This is a genomic window from Anabaena lutea FACHB-196 (assembly GCF_014698305.1).
Classification (GTDB): Bacteria; Cyanobacteriota; Cyanobacteriia; order Cyanobacteriales; family Nostocaceae; genus Anabaena; species Anabaena lutea.
On record NZ_JACJST010000010.1, the window covers coordinates 170,182 to 192,513 of the forward strand.

Sequence of the window (22,332 nt, forward strand, 5' to 3'; positions counted from 1 at the left end):
TATGCTCAATCACACTAAATCCAAAGTTCCAAAAAGAGAAGCATTACAATTTTTAAGTTCTGGGCAATCGGTATCTAATCCTATTGCTATTGTTGCTGTAATGTCTCTAATTCTTAGTTCTTTATCTTTTCTGTTACAACTTTTTAATTATGGTGCAACTTCAACTTTAGCTCGTAAAAAGCCACCATCTCTAGTCCAAATTGCTGATGGTAATACAATCAATGTTAAAGCACTAGAACCTGATGACCGTTCAGCAGAAGTGATTAAAAAATTTGTGGTTGATACGTTGGTAAAAATGTTCAATTGGGATGGATTAATCAAATCAACTAAAAATGGAGAAATTATTACTCAACAAGATAATGGCACTAATATAAAAGTTACAAAAGGGACTGCAAGAGTTACGACAAAAGCTTGGGAAGCTGCTTTTGCATTAAGTGAAGAACAAGACTTTCGAGCCAGTTTTCTGAAAAGATTAGCAGAACTCACACCACCAAGTGTCTTTCAAGGTGGTTTACAAAGTTCTCTAGTACCAAGATATGTTAGTGAACCACGCAAGATAGGTAAAGGAAAATGGCAAGTAGATGTGATTGCTACTCTGGTGACTTTTAGTAAGGAGGATAATGCTGGTAATGGAATAGCTTTTAATAAAACTGTGACAGTTCAAGTAATACAAACTCCTCAAAAACCTCCAGAAACAACAGAGATTGCTCAGAAAATTTATTCGGTTCGCAGGTCAGGGTTAGAAATTATTGAAATCACAGATTTAAATTTAGGGAAGAACTGAGAGAAGGAAAGCTGGATAAAGAGCCTTATTTGAACTAAACCGCGTCTATTTTGAAACCCATAGTTTTTTAAATCGGGTTTTATTTTCAAATTCTATACTCTTCCCTGTTCCCTTTTAAAAAACTACACTTCTCAACTTGGACTAGGTTTATATTAAGGAGTGAAAAATTCAAAATTAATCTCACACAACAGATATTTACTTTATTGCTAGTGGTTGATTGAAAATAAAAATCTTAATGACGAAATATCATTTCATAAGATTTTTATAGAAGTTATGTTTATTATCGAAAAAGTATCATCAAAAATTAGGCATTAATCAATCTGAAGATTTTAGTGTTATTGAATTAATAAGATGCTTTTGATCCGATCCATAAAAATTGAGATTTCTGGTTATTTACTGTAAATACAATAGGGATATTTATGAAAACGAATTTAGAAAACAGAACTGAATCTAATAAGATAGATGACTTACTCAATTTCGCTGAAGATAATGCTGGAAATAATCTTGCTGGTACTGAAAATCAAAATATTATTACTGAATCAGATGTGGAATTGGCAGATGAATTGGAATTAGTAGAAACACAACATTCAGTTGTAAATTCTCCCTGGTCACGCACAATAGTAGTTGGAGGAGGATTTGGATTAGGATTTATACTAATTTTTATGTTCCTCAATCCCATGATGAATGAGAAGGTAACGAAGAAAGAACAAACACCAGAAGTTGCTGCTACCTCTCCTCCTGAAGAAGAAGTTCCCAAACAAGATGGTGATATTTATGCCAAATTAGCATTACAAAAACAAGCTGAAGAACTGGAAGCATTTAAAGAACAAAATAGAATTAGGCAAGAATCACCAGTTGAAAAACAGGATAAACAGACAGTTGAAAACCTACCTAGAACTAAAACTATTCCTAATAAATTTGTCAGCAGAGAAACATCGTCAACAGTCACTAGGGAACAACAACCTAGAAGACCAATGAGAAGGGAAAGACCTGTCAGAGAAGCGCCAATAGCACGCTCTTCACCTCCAGTACAAACTGTTGCAACTTCAACGATTTTACCCAAACAACAAACCACCTTTAAAGCTCCTACAAAACCTTCAGATCCATTAACAGAATTAGCAAATTTACGTTCTCTAGGTTCTGGTGGTCAAATTGATTATGCAGCAGCAATTACAAATGACAAACAGGAGGTAGCAAGTACGCAGACTCAAAATGTTGTCACATCTGATTATGTTCCTAGACGTAGGTCGAGTTATAACCGCGATTCTCAACTAGGAACAGAACTAGAAACAGTTACTACGAATCACTCAGAATCAGATTATGACAGCAATTTTGATAATAACAAAAGGGTGATTGAACAACTAAAAGCAAAGTGGACTCCAGTAATTAGTGCGAAAAGTTTAGATAAAAGTGATAAGGTAACTAATTTCAGTGAAAGCAACAATTATTCTCCAGAAGAAGCTGCTATTATTGAGGGCAGAGAAGAACAGTATTTAAGAGTAGGAGAATACGCTACTGGGATATTAGAAACACCTATTGTCTGGTCGGCAAATGTTAATTCTAATAATTCTCACCTTCAAACTAAGTTTGTTGTTAAACTCACCCAACCTTTACTAAGCAATATTGGGGAAGAAGCGATTCCTGCTAATACACTTTTGAGTGCAGAAATTCAAGGAGTTGATTCTTCTGGAAGAGTTACTGCTGTAGTTACTGCAATTCTTAAAGATGGAACTGAATATACATTAAGACCAGGAACAATTGTCATACAAGGTCAAGGGGGAGAACCGTTAATTGCTAATCAGTATCGGGACAAAGGTAAAGAGATTTTAAGCTTGGATGCAGGACTAGGTTTAATGTCAGGACTGGCCAAGGTGGGGGAGGTGGTTAATCAACCTGATATTCAAAGTAGCATTTCTCAATCTAATGGTGGGTTTAGCAGTATCCAAACCAGTCGCAATGGAAATCGCTCTTTACTAGGTGCATTTGCTCAAGGAGCGTTTGGTACAGTTTCCAAGCAGGTAGAGGAACGCAATCAAAAAGCGATCGCAGAAATTATGAAACGACCTAATATTTGGTTTATCCGTCAAAATACCCAAATTACTGTTCAAGTAAATCGCTCTTTGCGACTTTAAACTACCGAATACACATTGGTGAAGGTCTCTTGGAGGGCGAAAATGAACAAGTTTTTCTGGTTATCTCTAGCTATCACAACGTCTTGCTTGATCAATATTCCATCTCAGGCACTACCAACACCAAGAACACAATCAACTCATACCAAGAGTTCTGTCCGCATTATCCCTCAAAGTAAGGCCACTGGAACTCAAGCACAACTGCAAACTGTGGAAGTATGGCCGGGACATGGTGTATCCATCTCGTTTTATGAGACTGGTGAGGTTATTCAACGAGTGTGGTTAGATGATCCTTCCCGCATCCTTATGGATGTAGATGGTTGTTTGCAAGGTTTGTCCGACAGGTCGAATTGTAAAGACTCAGGAGCAGGTTTAATTCATCTGCGACAAATTAACCCGGTTAGTATTCCTGGAATGCCTACAGCTAAAAATGGCGCACACTTAACGGTGATTACGCAATCTTCAGCAGGAACACGGCAAGTTTACAACTTTCAGGTGCTAACAAGTAAAGGTACTCCACGCTATAGTACCATCTCTATCACTCCTGATGTCACCCGCAAAGAAGCACCACCCACAGATTCTATAATTGTCGCCACTATTACTAAGGGATTACAGGTAGCAGCAGAAAAACGGTGGATAACTCCTAGTAATCCTTTATGGCAGAAATTACAACAACTAATTCAAGAGTTACAGTCAGGTAAAAATTTGACCAATGCTGCTGAAAGTGTCAAAGTTTCTCCTCAGCTAATTGAGCGTTTATTGCAATTAGGATCTGAATCAACTGCTCCTAATCAACTTCCTAATCAAAAAGTTAAACCTACAATTCAGTGAAATCAAGATTTTTCAGACGATTATTCTAGTAATTAATTAGGATGTAAATATGCTGCTAAATCGTCATCATCAAAATAATCAAAAACCTGTTGAAAGTACAAAAACTAATCAATTAAATTTCAATTACCATATCAAATACTGGATGTTTTTGGGTTTATGTACAAGTTTATTATTACATGGCTTAATATCCTTTCGCCATCATAATTTACTTGGTTATATTTTGGGAATTCAGCCAGTAACGGCATCTCCTACACCAACAGTGAACACTATCCCTAGCAAATACATCAACAATGCACCAGTTCCTGATTGGCAAAGTATTACATTTAAATCTTTTGTTTTCTCTAGTCCTGGTAGTGTTGAACTTCCCAATGTTGAATTTCCTGGATATAAATCAATCAGAAATTGGCAAGCAGGACAAAGTTTAGATGAAGTGATGGAATTAGGGGATTTTGAAAATGTATTTAATTTAGAAAATTTCAGTTTACAATCAATTGGGCAACTAAGTGGTATTTCTCTAGTAAATATTAAATTATCAGATTTTGATACTGTTAAATGGCAAACTGTGCCTGAATTAACTAAAGCCATTCCCAATCTAGTTAATGAATATGTAGAAAATGTACCACCTATTCGAGATTTGATTAAAAAAATATTAGGGGTTGCAAATATTAATGGACAAACCATAGGACAAGTTATTAATAATTTCCCCCAGATAAAAGATATAGAATTAGGAGAAATTGATTTATCTGCATATAAACTAACTTCCATTCCTGGAATAGAAAAAACTGCTTTGAAACAATTTAGTAATTGGCAGAATACTAGGATATCAAAAATACCTGGACTAAATCAGGTAACATTCGCTAATTTTCCCAATGCACCTGTACCCCAAGGAAGTATTGTTGGTAAATTAGACTTGCCATTAAAGGAAGTAGAATCAAACCGACAACGTTCAATTAGTGGTAGTGACCAAGTTGGGTTTAATGTTTCATGTACGAACAAATGCGCTCACATAGAATTATCAGGTGCTGGTGGAATCACAGGTACTCAATGGATGAGTGGTAAATTTCAACAAGTAAAGGGTGGTTTTGGGATATTAGGCAATCTTAATGGTGGGAAAGAACCAACAGGAAGACATCCTTTTGGTAAGGGGTTTAAACAAGCTGTGTGGGATATTAATGAAGGTGCTGGAACTGCATCAACAGCTATTTTTTTCCGCATTTGTCGGAGAGGAGGTTGGTTTGATTTAGGTTGTTCACCTTATTTTATTGGACCGTTTCCTTTCTTCAGTTATCAAGAGAAATCACCTATATTTCTGGGTACTCCTTTAACAATTCCCTAGTAAATGAATATTTAGTCCCTTAGCCTCCTCTCCGCGACTCTGCGTGAGATAAAAGATATTTTGTGTAAACCAGGAAATATTCAAAGAATATCAACTCATTAAAAAACAGAAATAAAATGACTACAAACAACTTTATTTCCGAACTGCAAAACCCCCAAGCACCAATTGGTAAATACACTCATTATCTTTTTTCCTATAATGGGTTAGTGCTGACAGGATTATTACTCGGTTTTGTCTTCCTACAAATATTATCGGGAACGAAAAAAGGCAAATTGGCTACCAGTTATTTTGGGGGAAGAAAGGAGAAAGCTAAAGCGAAAAAGAAAGCTATCAAACAAATTGCTAATCCTCAATGTGATAGTGCTACTCTCTATGTTGGTAGACACAAATTTACAGGTCAAAAAACTCAAGATAAAGAACCGGGAAGTCCCATACCGTTATACATACCAGATGTACAAAGAGGAACAGCAGTCATTGGCGCTCCTGGTAGTGGTAAGTCTTTTTCTGCTATTAACCCGATGATTTATAGTGCTATTGACCAAGGTTTTCCGATTGTTTTATATGACTTTAAATACCCAACTCAAGCTAAAGTTGCCAGTTATGCGAAAAAGATGGGTTATCAAGTCCATATTTTCGCTCCTGGTTTCCCTGAAAGTGAGGTGTGTAATCCCCTTGATTTTCTCCGAGATTCTACAGATGCGGAAACGGCAAGGCAGTTAGCAACTGTAATCAACAAAAATTTCAAAATGATGGCTGCTAGTAACGAGGATGCTTTTTTTGGGCCTGCTGGTGACCAGTTGACTGAAGCTATCTTAATGCTGACTAAGCAAACTCAGTATCCAGATATTATGACAGCAGCGGCTATTCTCAGTAGCGATCGCATGGTAGAAAGATTAATGGCTGCTAACCTCAATCCCTGGATTAAGATTGCTTTTGGTCAGTTATTCAGTTCGGCTGGTTCTGAGAAAACTATTGCAGGTATTGCCGGTACTGCCAGTTTGATGTTTACCCGGTTTATGAAAAAGAATACTTTGGGGTGTTTTGTGGGTAAGACGACTCTACCTCTGGAAATCAAGGGTAAACAGATGATTATTTTTGGGTTGGATAGGGAACGACGGGATGCTGTGGGTCCACTATTGTGCAGTATCTTACACATGACTGTAGCCAGAGCGATCGCTAAAAAAAGGCAAGACCCATTAGTTGTTGTCCTCGATGAAGTGCCTTCTTTATACCTACCAGACCTGTTTAGATGGCTCAATGAATCTCGCAGTGAGGGTTTTTGCGGCATTCTGGGATGGCAGAACATGGGACAGTTGGAAAAATACTATGGTAAGGAGGTTGCTAAAACCATGCTGGGTGCTTGCGGTACGAAGTTCATTTTTAATCCAGGTGAGGAAGAATCAGCGCGGTTATTTAGTGCTTACCTGGGAGATGAAGAAATTAAGTATAAGCAGAAATCAAAAAGCACTGGGGGAGGTAAAAGCAGTACCTCAATTTCTGAACAGGATAAAACAAGGAAGTTATTTGAACCAGCACAGTTTTTGAAGTTGCCACCGGGGAAGTGTATATTTATCAACCCGGCTTACTGTAATCAAAATGAAGCTTCTGTTCCTTTATTAAAAACAATTAAAATACCCAAAGTTTTAATTAATATTGAGCAAGAAAATGACTCTAGGTGGACAGAATTGATTGCTCAGTTAACAGATAAAAGCACTCAACAACGTCCTACTCAAGAGGATTTAGATAAACGAGTGGCAGAGGTGAATAAATTATTTCCTATTCCTCAGCAACCTGTACAAGCTGGTGCTGTACCATTACCTATTGATGCTTATAAAGGATTTTTCTAATTACCAATGTTAACGTAATTGTCTAGTTTTCAGCAATTTGTATATAGCAATTTTCAAAGGAATGTAAAGGTTTCATTTTTCTTTACCTCTGCGCCCTCTGCGTCTCTGCGGTTAGTTTAAAAAATACTGTGCTGCTCACAGATTCCATAAAGGATACACAAACAAAATAGAATTGCTATATGTAACAAAAAATTACATTTTTAAAATTAATCTTGTTAACCTTTAAATCCTGCTCTCAAATGGATATATTAATATGTTTGATGAAAGAGTAACACAATTAGCAACAGGTTATCAAAAAACCGTTGACCATATAATTGATGAACTTCAAATTACAGCCTCAGTATTAGCAGAATTAATCCAGGCTTTAATAGATAAAGCTAGAGAAAAATTGCAGCAAGAACTAGAAAACCTATCTGAAATTGAAGTACAAATAGGAAGTGAGAAATATCGGCTTGTTCCAGATGAGGAATTTCCTGGTGCTTGGAAATGGGAATCTGCCGAAATGTCTGATGTCCAAGCACAGAATATCGCCAAGCTGTTAATGTTAACAGCAGCAGATAATTCTCGAGACATCACAGATATTGTTCTATATAATAATAACTCTTCCTTAGCTATCATTGCCACTATTGAATCAGGTGATAAATTAACTGTTTACCAGCAAGATAATCAAGGTAAATGTCGTCATAACTGGGTGACTGAAAATTTAGACACTGAGGAAATTATTGCTGTAGTTTATGAACCCATAATTCGTTATTTACCTCCTAGTCAAAATTCCACAAGTAATAAAACAGAGTTAAAGGAAGAGTTAACAACAATTGTTGATGAACTGTTAGGTCAACTTTTTGGAAATCAAGATATTGAAATTCAAATTGTTGATAATACTACAGAATTGGAATTTACAACATCAATAGAACATACCAGAGAAAGTGTTGTAATAGAGAGCGAATTTACATCTGTTTTAGATTCACCATTTGAAGAAGAGACTTTCATATTTTGGGATGAAAATACTCCATTACCAGAACCACCAGTAGATGATTCACCAGAATGGGATGATACGAGAGATATACCTATAGCTGCTGAGACGACATATACAGAAGAACATCAACCTGATTTTATTAATAAACAAGTTTCAACGCATGAGATCAAATTTGAAGAAACAGTCACAGATACAACACCTAAAACTGATACTAATAAAAAGAAAAAGTCAGATAAATTTGTTGAAACAACAGAGGAAGAAATTGAAACACCAAAGCGCAAAGTCGCTTTTACACCAAACTACAATGGTGTGGTTTCATCTCCAGCAATAACTTCTCAAAATCAGAACTGGGTTAGGGAAGTAGAAGTTCCTATTAAAAAGGATGTTGCAGCTAATTGGCAAAGATTTCTAGGTTTAACCTGGCTGAAAATGCGGCATAAATTGAAAGTTGAAAATGCCAAAATCGCTGAAACAGCAGTTGAATTTCTCAAGGCTTATGGAGAAACTTTAGCAGATGGTTCTAAAATTTACAGAAGTGATACTTTTGTAATTAGAAAAGAAGGTGAAAAATATAGTATCCATCATCGTCGTGATGAATTATCTAATTTTTCTCATTCTCTGATGGAATTTACTGTCAATTCTCGTCAGGATATAAAAGTTAAAATTCCTCCTACACAAATGTTAGCAGTAGAAAGACAAGAGTTTTTGATGGTAGCTGAGAAGATTTCGAGTGAGAAGAAATTACCACAGCTACAAAATGCAGATATCAGAGATATTGCTAACCAACTAGGTTCTTTAGCACCTGCTGGCACTTTTGCAACGTTGGAAAGTTTTAGAAAGACTGAGGTTTTGGGTTTACTCAATTCGGCTTTACAACAAGCTAAGACTGATAATTTAACTATAGGTGAATATACGATTTCTAGATCCAGGGATGTAGAAGCTGGAGTGGCACATTTGCAGCTACATAAAACTAATTATCAGGGTGAACAAGAAGAAATGTTATCTTTTACTCTCCATAAAACAGCAGAAGGTATTATTAAGCAGGTAGATTATCTTAATATTAGCGATTGGGATTTAACACAGTTGAAGTTTATATCCCGCAATGCTCATTTGTTTGATTTGGAGAAGTATGGTTTAGTTGATAAAACAAGGGATGGTAGCAAGGAGGTTAAGAATATTGCTGATATATCTGTTCCCCTACATCCTGCACTTAAAAAGGTATGGCAGCAAGTGGAAAGGGATAATTCTCATATTAATTCTTCTCTCATTAATGCAGAAGAGGTTAAAAGTGGTATTCGAGATAAAGTTGAAAAATCTCAGGAGATGCTTTCTGTAGGTGAACAGAGGGAATTGTATTTTCAACTGTTGATTTTACAGAATTTAAAAGGTGATAATCTGCAAAGTAAAATGCCACCTTTGAGAGATATAACTAATGATTTGGAAAGGTGGCGTAAGGAAGTAGTTGCAAATAAATATACGCCAAAAGTAAGTATAATATCACAAAATATGGATGCTAAGAAGAAATCAAACAACTATAGAAATGTTACTGAATATTCTCTATAAACAAAATATGTAAATTTTTTACCTGTAGCACGGAGCGTGTTAATTACAGGTCTATTCATAAATATTTATTGCCAAATCAACCTCTTCTCCCTCTATACAGTGGAGTCGCTTCTCCATCTCGATATCACTAATACCAAGCATTTCGGCAGCACATCGCAGAGAAATTTTCTTCTGTTGAGGACTTACGCAAGATTAACGTATTTTCGTCATTGCGACGGTTGGGAAGCAATCTCAAACCCATATTTTTCGTAGTGCCTCTTGCGGAATCAAAAAGTAGGAAGCGAATCGCTCGGCGAACTGCTCCAAGAAACGGAAGTCTAATGCCCGACATACAGCAGTTTCCGAAGCCTCTCACCCAGGCTTTCATAGTTCAACATACCTTTTTAAAATCAAAATTAATAAAATGTTTATATTTACATAGCAACCATATAATCTTAACAAAAGCTATACTGACAGTGTAAACCGAGAAAGTACCGTTGAAGCCAAGCGTTATGGTTATTAAAGTTTCATAGTCACCAGAGATTGGAAAGACACGACTGTGAGTATGAAGAAGCCAAAACTACTAGTGGGAGGACTAAAATTTTCAATTGTCCACTGTACATAACTAAACTGCTATCTTATTTTGTATTTTATTTACTTAACCGAGACTATGAGTAATATACCATCTCTAGATTCACAAAAAATACAAGCAAAAAAGATTCTCACCCGAATAGCAGTAGGGTTAGTTGAGCAACAAGAAAAAATCACTAAAAGAAATGCCTCTCCTATTACCAGTTCCAATGAACACATCAAATCAGGGCTTGAACAATTATCTGTCTTGTGTATAACTCATAAAAGCATGCCACCTTTGCATCACAAAGAGGTGGTTAATTGGCTGCACCAGCCTGTAGAAGATTGGCCCGGAGTCGGTCAATTAATGGCTGATGCTAATCTTTTTGGCTCACTTTTATTTCTGGGACAACCCACAGATTTAGCTTATGAACTAAGTGAAAGAATGCTCTCAGGCAATCCTGAGATAGAAATTCAAGACATTCCTTTTAAGGATATTCTAGAATACTGCTCAGAAAATAAGTTAGATGAGCAATATATAAGAGCTAGGCTGTTTCTAGTACAAAATCCTTATTTAGAATGGGGAACTAAAATTATCAACAGCGATTTAGACTGGGAACCTGAAATTCGTTCTTTATTGTGTGCAACTTATGAACGTATCCCTCTAAATTGTCGAGTTAAACAAAATGGAGTTGAACAGATAGCATTATGTCCCAGATGTGGGTGGACTTTGGAGTGGCAAGGCTCTTCACGGCATCGTGCTGTTTGTTATAGTGATTTGTGTTCTCGCCTTGTTAGTGATATAAATACTCCTCAACAATGGATACCATATCGTCCAGAATCAATGCGAACTATTCGCGGTATCCAGGCTTCTGTAGTAGCTCCAGAACGGTCATTAATCCAATTAATAAATACTCTAGTCAATCTAGGCTTAGATTGCTCCCTTTGGCCCAGTATAGATAATTATGATTTGATGATTAAATTCCCAAATGGGAAAGTTTGGGCAGTAGATATGAAAGACCAAGCAAATGCTAGAGAACTGGCTTGGTCTTTAAAACCTTTAAAACAATTTCCTGCCTGGGATAAAGCTTTTTATATTTTCCCGGATTACAGATACAAAGGTAAATATAAAAAAGTATTTCAAGCTGTTTGGGATGTGAGATGTCAAGAGAATTCTGCTCTTAGAGATATAGGTATTTTTTCAGTCAAACAATTTGTTGGTCAAGTTAAAAATTTTAAATCTTCTAAGGAGTAAAAATGAGAGACTGGCAAGATTGGTTAACAGAGATTAGCAAAGAACTCCTCCGATTAGGTCAAGATGATTTAATTCCTGTTACCTTTACTAAGACAGAAAGTAAGAGATTTTTTGAGGTTGAATTAGTAATAACCCTATATGCCGAAATTTATGAAAGTGCTAGCTACAGTAATATTAAAGAAGCTTGGAGTTTATTAACAAACTTCATTCCGAACGAATTAAAGAACAATCAGAAGCTAATAGAAGCTTGCACAAGAGTACGTCATAGAGTTCGGTATATTCGCACAGCAACAGCTTGGAAAAAATCCCTTCTGTGGTATAGTCAACAGCCTCTAAGCATCAGGCTCTTCGACATATCCTTAGAATCAGGAACATACACTAGGCAACCTGTAGTTAATTTTGTTCCGCAACGCGTAGAAACTATAAATAAGGCATTGAATGAACCAGCCAAGCATAAGTCTATATCGCGAAATTGGGCTAAATCAGAAAAAGAATATTGCTTTTATGTTAATTCAGAGGCAACTTCAGTATTTATTCCTACTAAACTCATTGACGGAATGAAAGAGTGTTTATCTAATATTAGTACCACGGCAATACCAGTTAGTGAAAAACAAAGACGCTCTTCTCCTTTATCTCCTTTGAGAATCAGATTATGTGATTTAAGGGAATCAGCAATAAAACTTGAAGAAAAACTACCTGGACGACAATGGAGTGAAAGATGGAAACAGTTAAATTCATCTCTATCTTTAATAGAAGAAAATTTACAGCTTACGAATGAATTCACAATAAATGGTATTTTTCATTTGTTAGGACCTACTGGTTCTGGTAAAAGTACTCTTATCTATTTACTGGTACACCATTTGTGTGAAAAATATTCAATCAGCAACCAAAATTTCCGAATCTGCATTATTGTTAATACAGTAACTGATGCCATTGATATGGCAGCAGATTTTATCAAAGTCGGCTTATCTGCTGCTCCAATACTGGGAAAAGCTAGAGACTCCCATCAATATCAATATGGAATGGCTCATGCTGATAAGTTACAACCTGAAGATTTATATCAGCCCTACAACTCAGTAGAAGATACAAAAAATGCAGAATTATTAGATAATCCTGCTCTCCCTTGGCTAACAGGGAAATGCATTCTTTCAGGACTACTGAGTGAGGTTTCTATTCCAGCGGGTCAAGAACCTTGCCATAATTTAGTAAGTCCTGATGACCTCAAAAAACAAGAAAAAAATTACTCAAATAAAATTACATATCATAGTTGCCCATTGCTTCCTATCTGTCCAGTTCACCAAGCAAACCGTGATTTAGTGAATGCCTCTATCTGGGTAGCTACGTCTGCTGCTTTTATCTACACAACAATGCCAATAGAATTGGTAGGAACTGAAATGCGGGTACTAGAAGCTGCTTATCATTACTGTTCCTTACTAATTGTTGATGAAGGGGATAGGGTACAAGTATCAATAGAAGATGACTTTGCTCCATCCAACGATTTAGCAGGTTCTCAAACAGCTATACTTGATTTCATTGAACACACTATAGCTGAAAAATCTTTTTATTCAGGAAGAACACAACTCAATGACCCCCGTTATCACGAATTAAGAGGAGTTGCTAGGGAAGCCTCACGATTATCAGATGGAATATTCGTTAGATTATTTGACAAAATACATTTACGGAAATGGATAGGCGAAAGACCTCTTTATAATTCTCTAATTTATGAACAATTAATTGAGTCTATACGCAATTTAGTACCAGATAATTTCCCAGAGACAGATTTATCAGAAGTTTTGTCTTTTTTAGAGGAGGAATTTAAAAACTACTATCTACTCCCCTCATCAAATGGGTTAGAAGATAGTGAAACTATCGAAAATGATTTAGAAAAGTTAGTCAGCGATGTTCGAAATGATAAGGGGGAAAATTTAATTAAAAAACTGAGAATTTGGCTACAAGAACGTTTACCTTGGCATCTTCCTCAATCACCACAAACGCAACAAATATTAGAAAGGTTAGAATTTAGTGTGTTGCTAACAGCAATGGATCGACAGGTAAACGAACTGGTTCGTTACTGGCTCCTTGCGACAGCGGAACTAGGCAAAGGACTTTCTTTAAGCCAAAATCCTCCAGAGGAGTACATAGATTTAAATGTAGAATCACCCCTCGGTCATCTGTTAGGGTATCAATTTGTAGACCAAACAGAGGAGAAAACTCCAAGGGGCTTACTAAGATATTTAGCCTGCTTCGGTTTGGGGCGTTATTTGCTATTGAACTTTCCATATCTATATGTAAATTTAACTGGCGATTATGGACCTCACACGCTAATAACTAGTGCCACCTCTTGGTCGCCTGGAAGTCCCCAATTCAATATTGGGATTCAACCCCATGCAATTCTATCTCCACCCCTTGAAGCAGTTGAAGCACTGTCTAACAGCTATTTTGAATTCATCCGAGTTCCAGACAGTAGAGGAGAAGCAATAATAGTTAGCGGACGCTCTGGGAGAGGACGAAAAGATAGTCTACTGCAACTTACTCAGTATCTAGCTTTTGGCAGTGGTGGTAAAGACCGAATAACACAAGAGTTAGATTACTGGAATTCTCTTGGCACACCAAGAGCTGTCATTCTAATTACAGGCAGTTACCCAGAAGCACAGTTAGTCGCTAGAGAATTGCAAGAATCTAGCAGGTGGAGAAATCGGGTAGATTGTCTTCAATCAGACAGAGACGAAAAAATTGCTGAATGGCTCCTACGACGAGGACAAGTTGAACAATTTTCAACAAGAGGGCGTGATTTATTGGTAGCACCTTTAGGAGCCGTACAACGCGGATATAACATTTTGTCACCAATAACCAACAAAGCCTACTTGGGTAGTGTATTTTTTTTAGTACGCCCTTACCCAGTGCCAACAGATTTCGGTAGGCAAATTAGAGCGATAAACCGCTTGGTATTTGATGATATTTTACAAGGGAGTAATATTTTACCGTCTAGCTTAGGAGAAACGGCAGCAGAAGCGATCGCTAAATTGCGAAGCCTGTCTTACAAAAACTGGCATCGACGACTCAGAGCTTCACATCATGGCTCGGCTTCCATTGATGTTGATTTTTGGCATGAACTTCTTTGGGATCAAGCTGTTTCTATAGTACAGGCTTTGGGCAGAGCTACCAGAGGAAATGTTCCTACAAGAGTCTTCTTCTGTGACTCAGCATTTTATCCACAAGGTGCAGAACGTAGTCTCCTAAAAGGATGGGTAGAAATTTTTGGAGAGTACCTTTCTCCTAATAGCAATAAACCCCAGGTAGAACAACAATTAGCCAGAATTTTATATGGATCAATTTATGACCGTCTAAAAGCTCTGGTAGAACATTTAGAACATAATAGCAACGGACGGTAAATAAAATGACTCAAGCACAAGAACAATTACCTCCCATTGACAGGCTACAGACTTTAGCTTGGTTATTCAATGATAATTTTGACCCTTTAGTCATGGGAGAAGTGTATGGATTAAGACTGCCGGTAACTTGGATAGACATTATAAAAGGTCTAGCAGATGTAGACCATACTCCTCCCATACTCAGTCTCTATGCAGCTTTAAGAGGTTGTGCCTCTGACATTCTCTACATTTTTCCTAACTCCTTTTCTCGCGTTCCAGAAATTAGACCAGAGTATTGGATAATTGTTCATGCTTATAGTGGTTTAATTGATTTAAACCAATTTTGGGCAATTATACAAAATTGGTTGTCAGTCAACTATGACCTGAAAGTAGTCAAATCCGTCCTAGCTGAGATAGAGTCAGGTCGTGCAGAATTAAATTGGGAACTCATAAATTTAAAAAATGCTCCCTTTGATGTTCTAGAAGTGGTCTTGCCTGAACTCATAGCACGCTGGTTAACTAGAAAGGGATTTCAGTTAGGTTTAAGGAATGCTAATGGTCATGAAGAATATTGGCCTTTAGTGGTGTCTCCATCTACTGGCAAAGAGGCTTATCTAGTTACCTGGCCTCCTATCAACTATTCACCTTCCAATAATGCTGAACAAGTAGCTAGGTATTCATATTACTTAAAGTTTTATATCGCTCCTCCTAACGGCAAAACTCCCTACTTGTTACTATTTCAAGCAGGTATTAGACGCTATATTTCTAAACCTATGACTGCTTGGGATAATCCAGGAAATCAACCACTTCCCGGTGCCAGACAAAAAATATTCCTGCCGAAAGGAGAAGACAGCAGCGTTTATGTAGCAATGGAAAATTTAGGATGGCTCAAGCCAAATTCAGATCCAAGTGTAGAACGAGAAACTACTCTAATCAACCTCAAGTTAATGCGGCATGACTCGGTTATTTGGAAAGCTAGAATTGACAAAATTTTGGCGATGATAGCTCCTCATATTGATATTCCAGAAGCAATGCAGTTTTTAAGCGACCCCGCAAAATATGCACCACAATATTTACTATCACACAGAACGCGACTAGGTTCTCACCCAGTAGGAGTTGGGCTAGAACCAGCTGATAGATTTGAGTTATTTGAAAGATTAACAACAGCTTTACCGCCTGGAGTAGTGGCAGCGCCAATCATCAATAAAATAGACTTTAGTCATTGCAGAAAACGACGACTTTCTAAACATAAAGAAACATCTACCATTAGTGAGCAAGTTTACCGGATTAGGATTTCATCTAATTCAGTAAATACTTTGTTAGAGGTGTTGAGAGAATTTTTAGAAAGCAAACAAGTACAAGGAACTGTTCAAGAAATAGACAATGAAACTTACAAATTTACCAACTGTTTAGGAGAAAGTTATTTATTGAAAGTAGACAAAACTCCCTTGCCTAATGAATGGCTTTCTCCTTTATCTTTAGGTGGTTCTTATTCTGGCCAAGCCAAAGCAGCCGCCAGCAAAAATAGAGCTAGACTAATCGAACGCCAACTGCTAACGCAGCCTAAACCTAGTAACGAAAAACGAGGTATTCTTATCGAGTTAGTTGATTACCGAAAATTCGACAAGCAAAGGAGGTTAACTGACCCAAAAGCAGCAATTCGTTGGGGACACGCTTATGCAAGTTGGGTAAGTCAATTTTTACAACCAGAAACGGAATATATCAATCCAGAAGAATTTGCTCCTATAGATTCTAATGACGAAAAACAAGTTAAAAACTATGAAAGTAAAAAGAACAAGTTAAATACTCAAAAAAAAGCTTACAAAGCAAGGTGCTTAAATGCAATTTTAGATTTAATGCGCCAGTTAAATTTCCCTTTAGGTATACCCTTTTATACGGGGTTTTATCAAACATCACTGCCTCATAATTTAGATATAATTGCTATCAAAATAATTCGTCTCAACGCTCGAAGTAAAGGAGAAACAAAGGTAGTTATCCCTATACTTATCAAAATCCCTTCAGAAAATAATTCATCTCAAATGCAAGTGTCTTTACCAGGGGATTATGGGCCGACTTGGATGCCATATGATGAAAGTTTATTCACGGTAGCCATGTTTGAGCAGAAGTATAACTCAAACTATACCTCAGAGCAGATAAAAAACTTTGTGGGGCGAGCTTTTGCAGATTTAGAAATAAAAAATCCAACTCTACTATTATTAGATGACCAAAATCTCCGCCAAGACCTTCCTTCACTTTTAAAACTTGTGTCAGGAGACGAGGCAAAAGACCCAAATAATCTTTGGCATCAAAACAAACTTCTTTCTTGCCAAAATCCACAACTTCTGCGTGTAGCTAGACTACGATATTCCAGTGATGGTTTGGTAGCTCACGTTTGTCCTATATCTGGGTTTAACAGGTATAGTGGCATTTATCATAACCCGGATTTTAGCTCTGCTTTTTACTCAATAGGTCGTTCTCCCCAATCTGCAAAAAGACCAGCAAGTTCAAGGCAGCGTGATAGAGTATCAAAGCCAGGATGGAACCAATCCGCGCTAGAAATTTCTTGGTTATGTCTCCAATCAGAAGATAAGCCAGAAGAATGGACATTAGTAGTACATAGATTACGAGAAGCTTCTCCTTTTCTTGACACAGAAATAGTAACTTTACTACCACAACCAGTTCATTCTGCCAAACAAATTTCTGAATATATATCTAGGCTAAATGTTGAGGAAGAATTTGATGATTTTGAGGATGATTTATTAGATGAATCTGTAATAGAGCAAGCCCCAGAATACATCCAATTAAGCTTATTTTAGTACCCCAAAATAAATCATAACTTACATGGGTTACTTGATATGGTTACCAGTAGCTTAATTCAACCAATCTGTTTGCGTTGGTCATAACTACGTGGAAGAAATGCAATAGACTCACTTTATCCTTGAAATCACAATTTATTTAGTTTATACAAGATATAATATAAACTTACCCAAATTAGTGATATGTGACCAAAGTCTGCTAACGCAGACATTGCTGAAAAGTCTAATGGAAAAGATGAATTTTCTACTTTCACTATTTTTGTGTGACTTAAAGGAATTGTTTGCAGTTTTTTAAAGGATAAAGTGGTTGTTGTCAGTTTTTGGTGATCATAATAGTCGTAACCTTTTGTGACTTAAAGGAATTGTTTGCCGTTTTTTAAAGGATAAGGTTGCCGTGACAGAGGCTGAAAGCATTATTCTCTCGATTCTTTCGGATATTTCTGAATTATTTATCGAGTTCCATTAAATAATAACGTTGCCGTGAGTCCATGATTGAATAAGAGTTTTGGGCTTTGTGATTGCGCCATGACAAAGACAGAATTTAGTTAGGCTCTGGGTTCGGCAAGCTTATCCTTTAATTTCCGGCAATCTTTTCCTTTAAGTCACACCTTTCTGTGACTTAAAGGAATTGTTTGCCGTTTTTTAAAGGATAAGGTTGCCGTGACAGAGGCTGAAAGCATTATTCTCTCGATTCTTTCGGATATTTCTGAATTATTTATCGAGTTCCATTAAATAATAACGTTGCCGTGAGTCCATGATTGAATAAGAGTTTTGGGCTTTGTGATTGCGCCATGACAAAGACAGAATTTAGTTAGGCTCTGGGTTCGGCAAGCTTATCCTTTAATTTCCGGCAATCTTTTCCTTTAAGTCACACTTTCATCATCACCAAAAGTTACCAAGACCCGAATTATGGTTCAAGTCACAGCAATCGCAACAGGTTTTGCACAACGGAAAAATAAGCCTTCCAGCTTAATTGGAGCAGCCACTTTATCCTTTAAACAAAACAATACTCCTCATCGACTCTAACCAAAAAGGCCTATTTTTCATTCAAGTCAGAAACTGCCAACATTTTTATCCCATTTGCAACCTCAACCAAAATTAAAACCCATGCTGAAAAAAACCACAAACCCAAAAACTAATTGACACCTTAAAACTACTCCCCCCACACTGGCCTATCATCCCCACCCAAGGAAAAAGACCATTAGGGTATCAATGGGAACAACACCCCTGGTCTCCTCAAGCATTGCTGAACCAACTCCAGCAATATGAGAAAGTACCAGTCAGAAATTGCCATCACGGTTTTTACACAGTAACCCCCACAGGTGTAGGTCTCCTTTGCGGTCAAAACTCCCAGGAATTTTTAATCGCCATAGATTGTGATGGATACAGCGCCCATGCAGCAATTATCGCACATCAACCACTACCCACCACAGTTGCATTTACATCAGGACGACCAGGAAGGGCGCAATATTTACTAAAATTGCCAGGTAACACTCACCCTCAACTCAAATCCCGCAAAATCACCACCGCCCCCAGTGAAGTTTTAGAATTTAGAGGTACTAAACTACCATCAATACTTCCCCCCAGTATTCATCCACAAACCGGTTATTATCGTTGGCTGAGTGGTTGTCGTCCTGACCAAATCGAAATAGCGATCGCACCATCTTGGATAATCGAACAGATGACCAAACGTGCGAAATCACCAAAAAGAGATTACCACAAAAACAGTAACTCCTTACCAACCAATCCAGAATTTACAGGTGAGGATACAGAAACAGCACTGCTACTACTAGAAATTATTCATCCTCGCTTTGCAGATAAATATGATTCATGGATCAAGGTGGGAATGGCTTTGAAATCAGTCAATCCTACCCTATTTTCTGCTTGGGAGGAATGGAGTCAGCTATCAGCTAAATACACACCAGGGGAGTGCGAATACAAATGGCAATCATTCAGGAAATGGGGGATGAATATGCAGATTTTACACCGTTTAGCTAATCTTTCCTAACTACTAATTATGTCAAAAATTGAACCTCAACAAATCGTGGATGAAGATGTAGAAACTGAGGATAACGATGCTGATTTCACCACTTCATCCACAGAAAATGATGTTGTTAATGTAGCATCTGAAAAAGAAGATAGATTTGATTTTGACAGCAACACTATCATCTTAGGTATCCAAATTTTACCAGCAAATCAACACGATTTACGACAAGTGTTTATCACGGCTGGAATCAAGGGAGAACCACCAGTCATGGAAGTTACAAAACTCAATGAAATTGAGCAATATCCAGTAATAGCTGAAGTTCTCATAAAACTAAAAGCTATTTTACCACAAATAGCAGAACAAGCCCAACAAAAAGAAGCTCAAAAACAGAACTTATCTGTCAACCAATCAGAGAATAACAAAATTGTCAATCCTCCTGATTTACCACCAACTAATCCTCACAAGACTAACCCATCTAATCAATTAACACTGTTTTAATATGCCTTACGTTTTGATAATTGAAGGTCAAGAAATACCTATAGCTGATGAAATTGCAGCTACTGACGAAACTCTTCGCAATGCCCTGACACCATTCTACCCAGAAATTGCTCATGCAGAAATTACGCGAACGGATAAAGACGGAATCACCCAAATTCGCATGGTCAAAAAAGCAGGTACTAAAGGTTTAGGTGATATCCTTCAAACTCTAATTACCAGCGAACATCAATTTAACCCAGCTTTACTATTAAGCTGGCAAATCAAAATGTTAGAAATTCAAGGTCATCTGAATATCGAAAATCTACTGTTATTACACAATGAACTGGAAACAGCAATTACCACTGGGAGAGAATGGCAAACTGAATTAGACAAGAGTTTAAATATTCTCAAAAAATCTCCTCCCATACCTTCACAAATACCAATTTCCGGCTTCTAATGCAGTCTCAATATCAATTAGCTGCTGAGTCTTTGAAAAAATACCAGATTCCCCAAACTGTGCAAAAGGGAATTTGGTATTTAGAAGAACTCAGCGAACAAATTAATTACCTCAGTCTCTACAAAGAACTATTCCCCCGTGAATGGTCATCTTCAACAACTCCCTTGAGACAACATTCATATCCTAGTGTTTACAGTGACTTAGAAATTGAGTTTTTGGAACTGGTAAATGAGTGGCTATTTCCCATAGACTACCATGAAGATTTTCGGGAATGCTCAGAAAGGTACACAGAAATTCCCGTTTACTCCCAAAACACAGATTGGTGGGAAATGAGTTTAGAAGAACTCAGCTTTACAGAACAATTTCTATTGTCACTTATAGGTTATGGACATCCTCAAGAAGATTGGAATTCTTGCTTTGGATTCATTCCTCATAAATTGGTAACGGTGGATAAAATCAATTGGGATAAACTTTCATCACTTTGTCAACAAACAACATCACCTTTGTCTCTACTTTATGATGTCATATCCATCATTGACCACAGCACAGAATGTATTTGGTTAGATGTCACCCATGAAGAATATGTCTCCTTTGAATGGGAACAAGAAGTGCTGAAATATTTAGCTGAACAATGGCAATTATGCCAAACATATTGTCAGAAAATGACAGAATTTTCAGAATGGATTGAATCTTCTATTGACCATAGAAAACAGGTAGTCAAACTATGGAACAAAGCACGGTATTAACTAACATTTTACCTCAACTCAACATCAGTGATATCTCACATTCAATTATCAACCAAACTACTCATGCACAAACACTAGCACATCTGCTATTTCTGCCAGGACAATATCTTCTAATTTACAAAGAAGGAGAAACAACAAATTACAAATTTATCGCTCCTGCTGCGTTGAGAGAAGCTTTTGCTGCTGAACCCATTGATTCAGGTTATTTACCAGTAAATACCGTGAGGTGGGGAAGATGTCACAAAGGAGAATGGTTAGTGCAGTTTTATCCACCACAACGTTATTGCATTTCCTTAGAAAATACAACTTTAAAAATACCTATGCCGGGGTTAATCTTTGCCGGATGTAATCGTCAATATTGGATTTGGGCTATTAAGAAATTCGAGCAAAATTCTCCCCTATTTTATGCACCATTACCAAACGTGATGGAGAACGGTTCTATCTGTTTTGGTGAAAATTCTGTTCCCAATTGTTCCCCTGAAAATATCATGCAGGTATGGCAATTGTTTTGGCATAGTGCTTTCAATCAAGATTCGGTGCAGGGTAAATCTAAATCATATCCTGAAAATATGCTATCGCATTTACAACAACTACACAACAACAAATCGAAAAGATACCCCACACGGGATTTAGTGTCTTGGGGTAACAAAACCATTACCACTGCGATTGAAGAGATTATCTCATGACTATACCGACACTCATCAATTATCAATTTGCTACTAACACCGACTTACCACCGATAACAGGTAAAATGATGGAATACTGGGTAGCTGGGAACGGAGTGTTTATTTGTGCTGCACGTCAAGGACTATCTACGTGCTTTCCTATCAACCAATGCAGTATTCGCGGTTTACCCCATCTCATACCCTACTTTCACCTGCAATATCCCTTGGTTTCCGCTAGTTTAACGTTGCAAATTTTACAGTTAGCTCGAAATGCGGGACACCAAGAAATACTCTTCTACCTTTGCTTTACAGATGGAAAATGGCATCTGCACACCCCAGAACAAATTGCCACATCTACGAGTGTAACTCCAGTAGAGGCAACCAGCTTATCATATCAGACTGCGATGATTGAGGTACGGGAGCAACGCGATTTTGTGAGGTAGGGCAAAAAAAGTGCGATCGCCAAGTTAAAAACAGGCATCACTAAAAAATCTTTACCGTACAAAAAAATGATTTTACACATAACAAATAAATAATATTACT

General features: G+C 37.2%; 15 protein-coding genes. All 15 read left to right on the top strand.

Translation table 11 applies throughout. The annotated features are described in order from the left end of the window. The first annotated feature begins 1 nt into the window (after nt 1). The 15 genes from H6G59_RS13080 (at nt 2) to H6G59_RS13150 (ending at nt 22,232) form a co-directional block, all read left to right on the top strand. Nucleotides 2-784, top strand: a complete 783-nt coding sequence (locus H6G59_RS13080; RefSeq protein WP_190715010.1) for a hypothetical protein — start codon at nt 2-4, stop codon at nt 782-784. A gap of 419 nt (nt 785-1,203) precedes the next feature. Beyond that, nucleotides 1,204-2,916 (top strand): TrbI/VirB10 family protein, encoded by a 1,713-nt coding sequence (locus H6G59_RS13085; protein WP_190715012.1) that lies wholly within the window; start codon nt 1,204-1,206, stop codon nt 2,914-2,916. A gap of 42 nt (nt 2,917-2,958) precedes the next feature. After that, the gene (locus H6G59_RS13090; protein WP_190715014.1) at nt 2,959-3,744 is read left to right on the top strand and encodes a hypothetical protein; all 786 of its coding nucleotides are present in this window, start codon (nt 2,959-2,961) and stop codon (nt 3,742-3,744) included. A 49-nt stretch (nt 3,745-3,793) separates the two neighbouring features. Beyond that, nucleotides 3,794-5,080: a beta/alpha barrel domain-containing protein gene (locus tag H6G59_RS13095; RefSeq protein WP_190715016.1), complete on the top strand. Its 1,287-nt coding sequence runs from the start codon at nt 3,794-3,796 to the stop codon at nt 5,078-5,080. 116 nt (nt 5,081-5,196) lie between these two features. Next, entirely contained in the window at nt 5,197-6,927 is a 1,731-nt protein-coding gene (locus H6G59_RS13100; protein WP_190715018.1) for a type IV secretory system conjugative DNA transfer family protein, read from the top strand. Between the two features lie 253 nt (nt 6,928-7,180). Further along, nucleotides 7,181-9,466 carry a hypothetical protein gene (locus tag H6G59_RS13105; protein ID WP_190715020.1) on the top strand — a complete coding sequence of 762 codons (2,286 nt, stop codon included), beginning with the start codon at nt 7,181-7,183 and terminating at the stop codon, nt 9,464-9,466. 649 nt (nt 9,467-10,115) lie between these two features. Then, complete coding sequence (locus tag H6G59_RS13110) at nt 10,116-11,270, top strand: restriction endonuclease-related protein (protein ID WP_127055511.1); 1,155 nt, start codon at nt 10,116-10,118, stop codon at nt 11,268-11,270. 2 nt (nt 11,271-11,272) lie between these two features. After that, complete coding sequence (locus H6G59_RS13115; protein ID WP_127055512.1) at nt 11,273-14,662, top strand: pPIWI_RE_Z domain-containing protein; 3,390 nt, start codon at nt 11,273-11,275, stop codon at nt 14,660-14,662. Between the two features lie 5 nt (nt 14,663-14,667). Then, on the top strand, nt 14,668-17,457 hold the full coding sequence (locus tag H6G59_RS13120) for a pPIWI_RE module domain-containing protein (protein ID WP_127055513.1): 2,790 nt from the start codon (nt 14,668-14,670) through the stop codon (nt 17,455-17,457). A gap of 1,174 nt (nt 17,458-18,631) precedes the next feature. Next, nucleotides 18,632-19,465 (top strand): bifunctional DNA primase/polymerase, encoded by an 834-nt coding sequence (locus H6G59_RS13125; RefSeq protein WP_339327960.1) that lies wholly within the window; start codon nt 18,632-18,634, stop codon nt 19,463-19,465. A gap of 9 nt (nt 19,466-19,474) precedes the next feature. Beyond that, on the top strand, nt 19,475-19,942 hold the full coding sequence (locus tag H6G59_RS13130) for a hypothetical protein (RefSeq protein WP_190715022.1): 468 nt from the start codon (nt 19,475-19,477) through the stop codon (nt 19,940-19,942). A 1-nt stretch (nt 19,943) separates the two neighbouring features. Beyond that, nucleotides 19,944-20,378, top strand: a complete 435-nt coding sequence (locus tag H6G59_RS13135; protein ID WP_190715024.1) for a hypothetical protein — start codon at nt 19,944-19,946, stop codon at nt 20,376-20,378. Continuing rightward, nucleotides 20,378-21,124 (top strand): hypothetical protein, encoded by a 747-nt coding sequence (locus H6G59_RS13140; RefSeq protein ID WP_190715026.1) that lies wholly within the window; start codon nt 20,378-20,380, stop codon nt 21,122-21,124. The genes H6G59_RS13135 and H6G59_RS13140 overlap by 1 nt, the downstream gene beginning before the upstream one ends. Further along, entirely contained in the window at nt 21,103-21,810 is a 708-nt protein-coding gene (locus tag H6G59_RS13145) for a prokaryotic E2 ligase family D protein (protein ID WP_190715029.1), read from the top strand. Before H6G59_RS13140 ends, H6G59_RS13145 begins: the two co-directional genes overlap by 22 nt. Next, a complete protein-coding gene (locus H6G59_RS13150) occupies nt 21,807-22,232 on the top strand; it encodes a hypothetical protein (RefSeq protein ID WP_242038864.1) in 426 nt (141 codons plus the stop codon). The genes H6G59_RS13145 and H6G59_RS13150 overlap by 4 nt, the downstream gene beginning before the upstream one ends. The last annotated feature ends 100 nt before the right edge of the window (nt 22,233-22,332 follow it).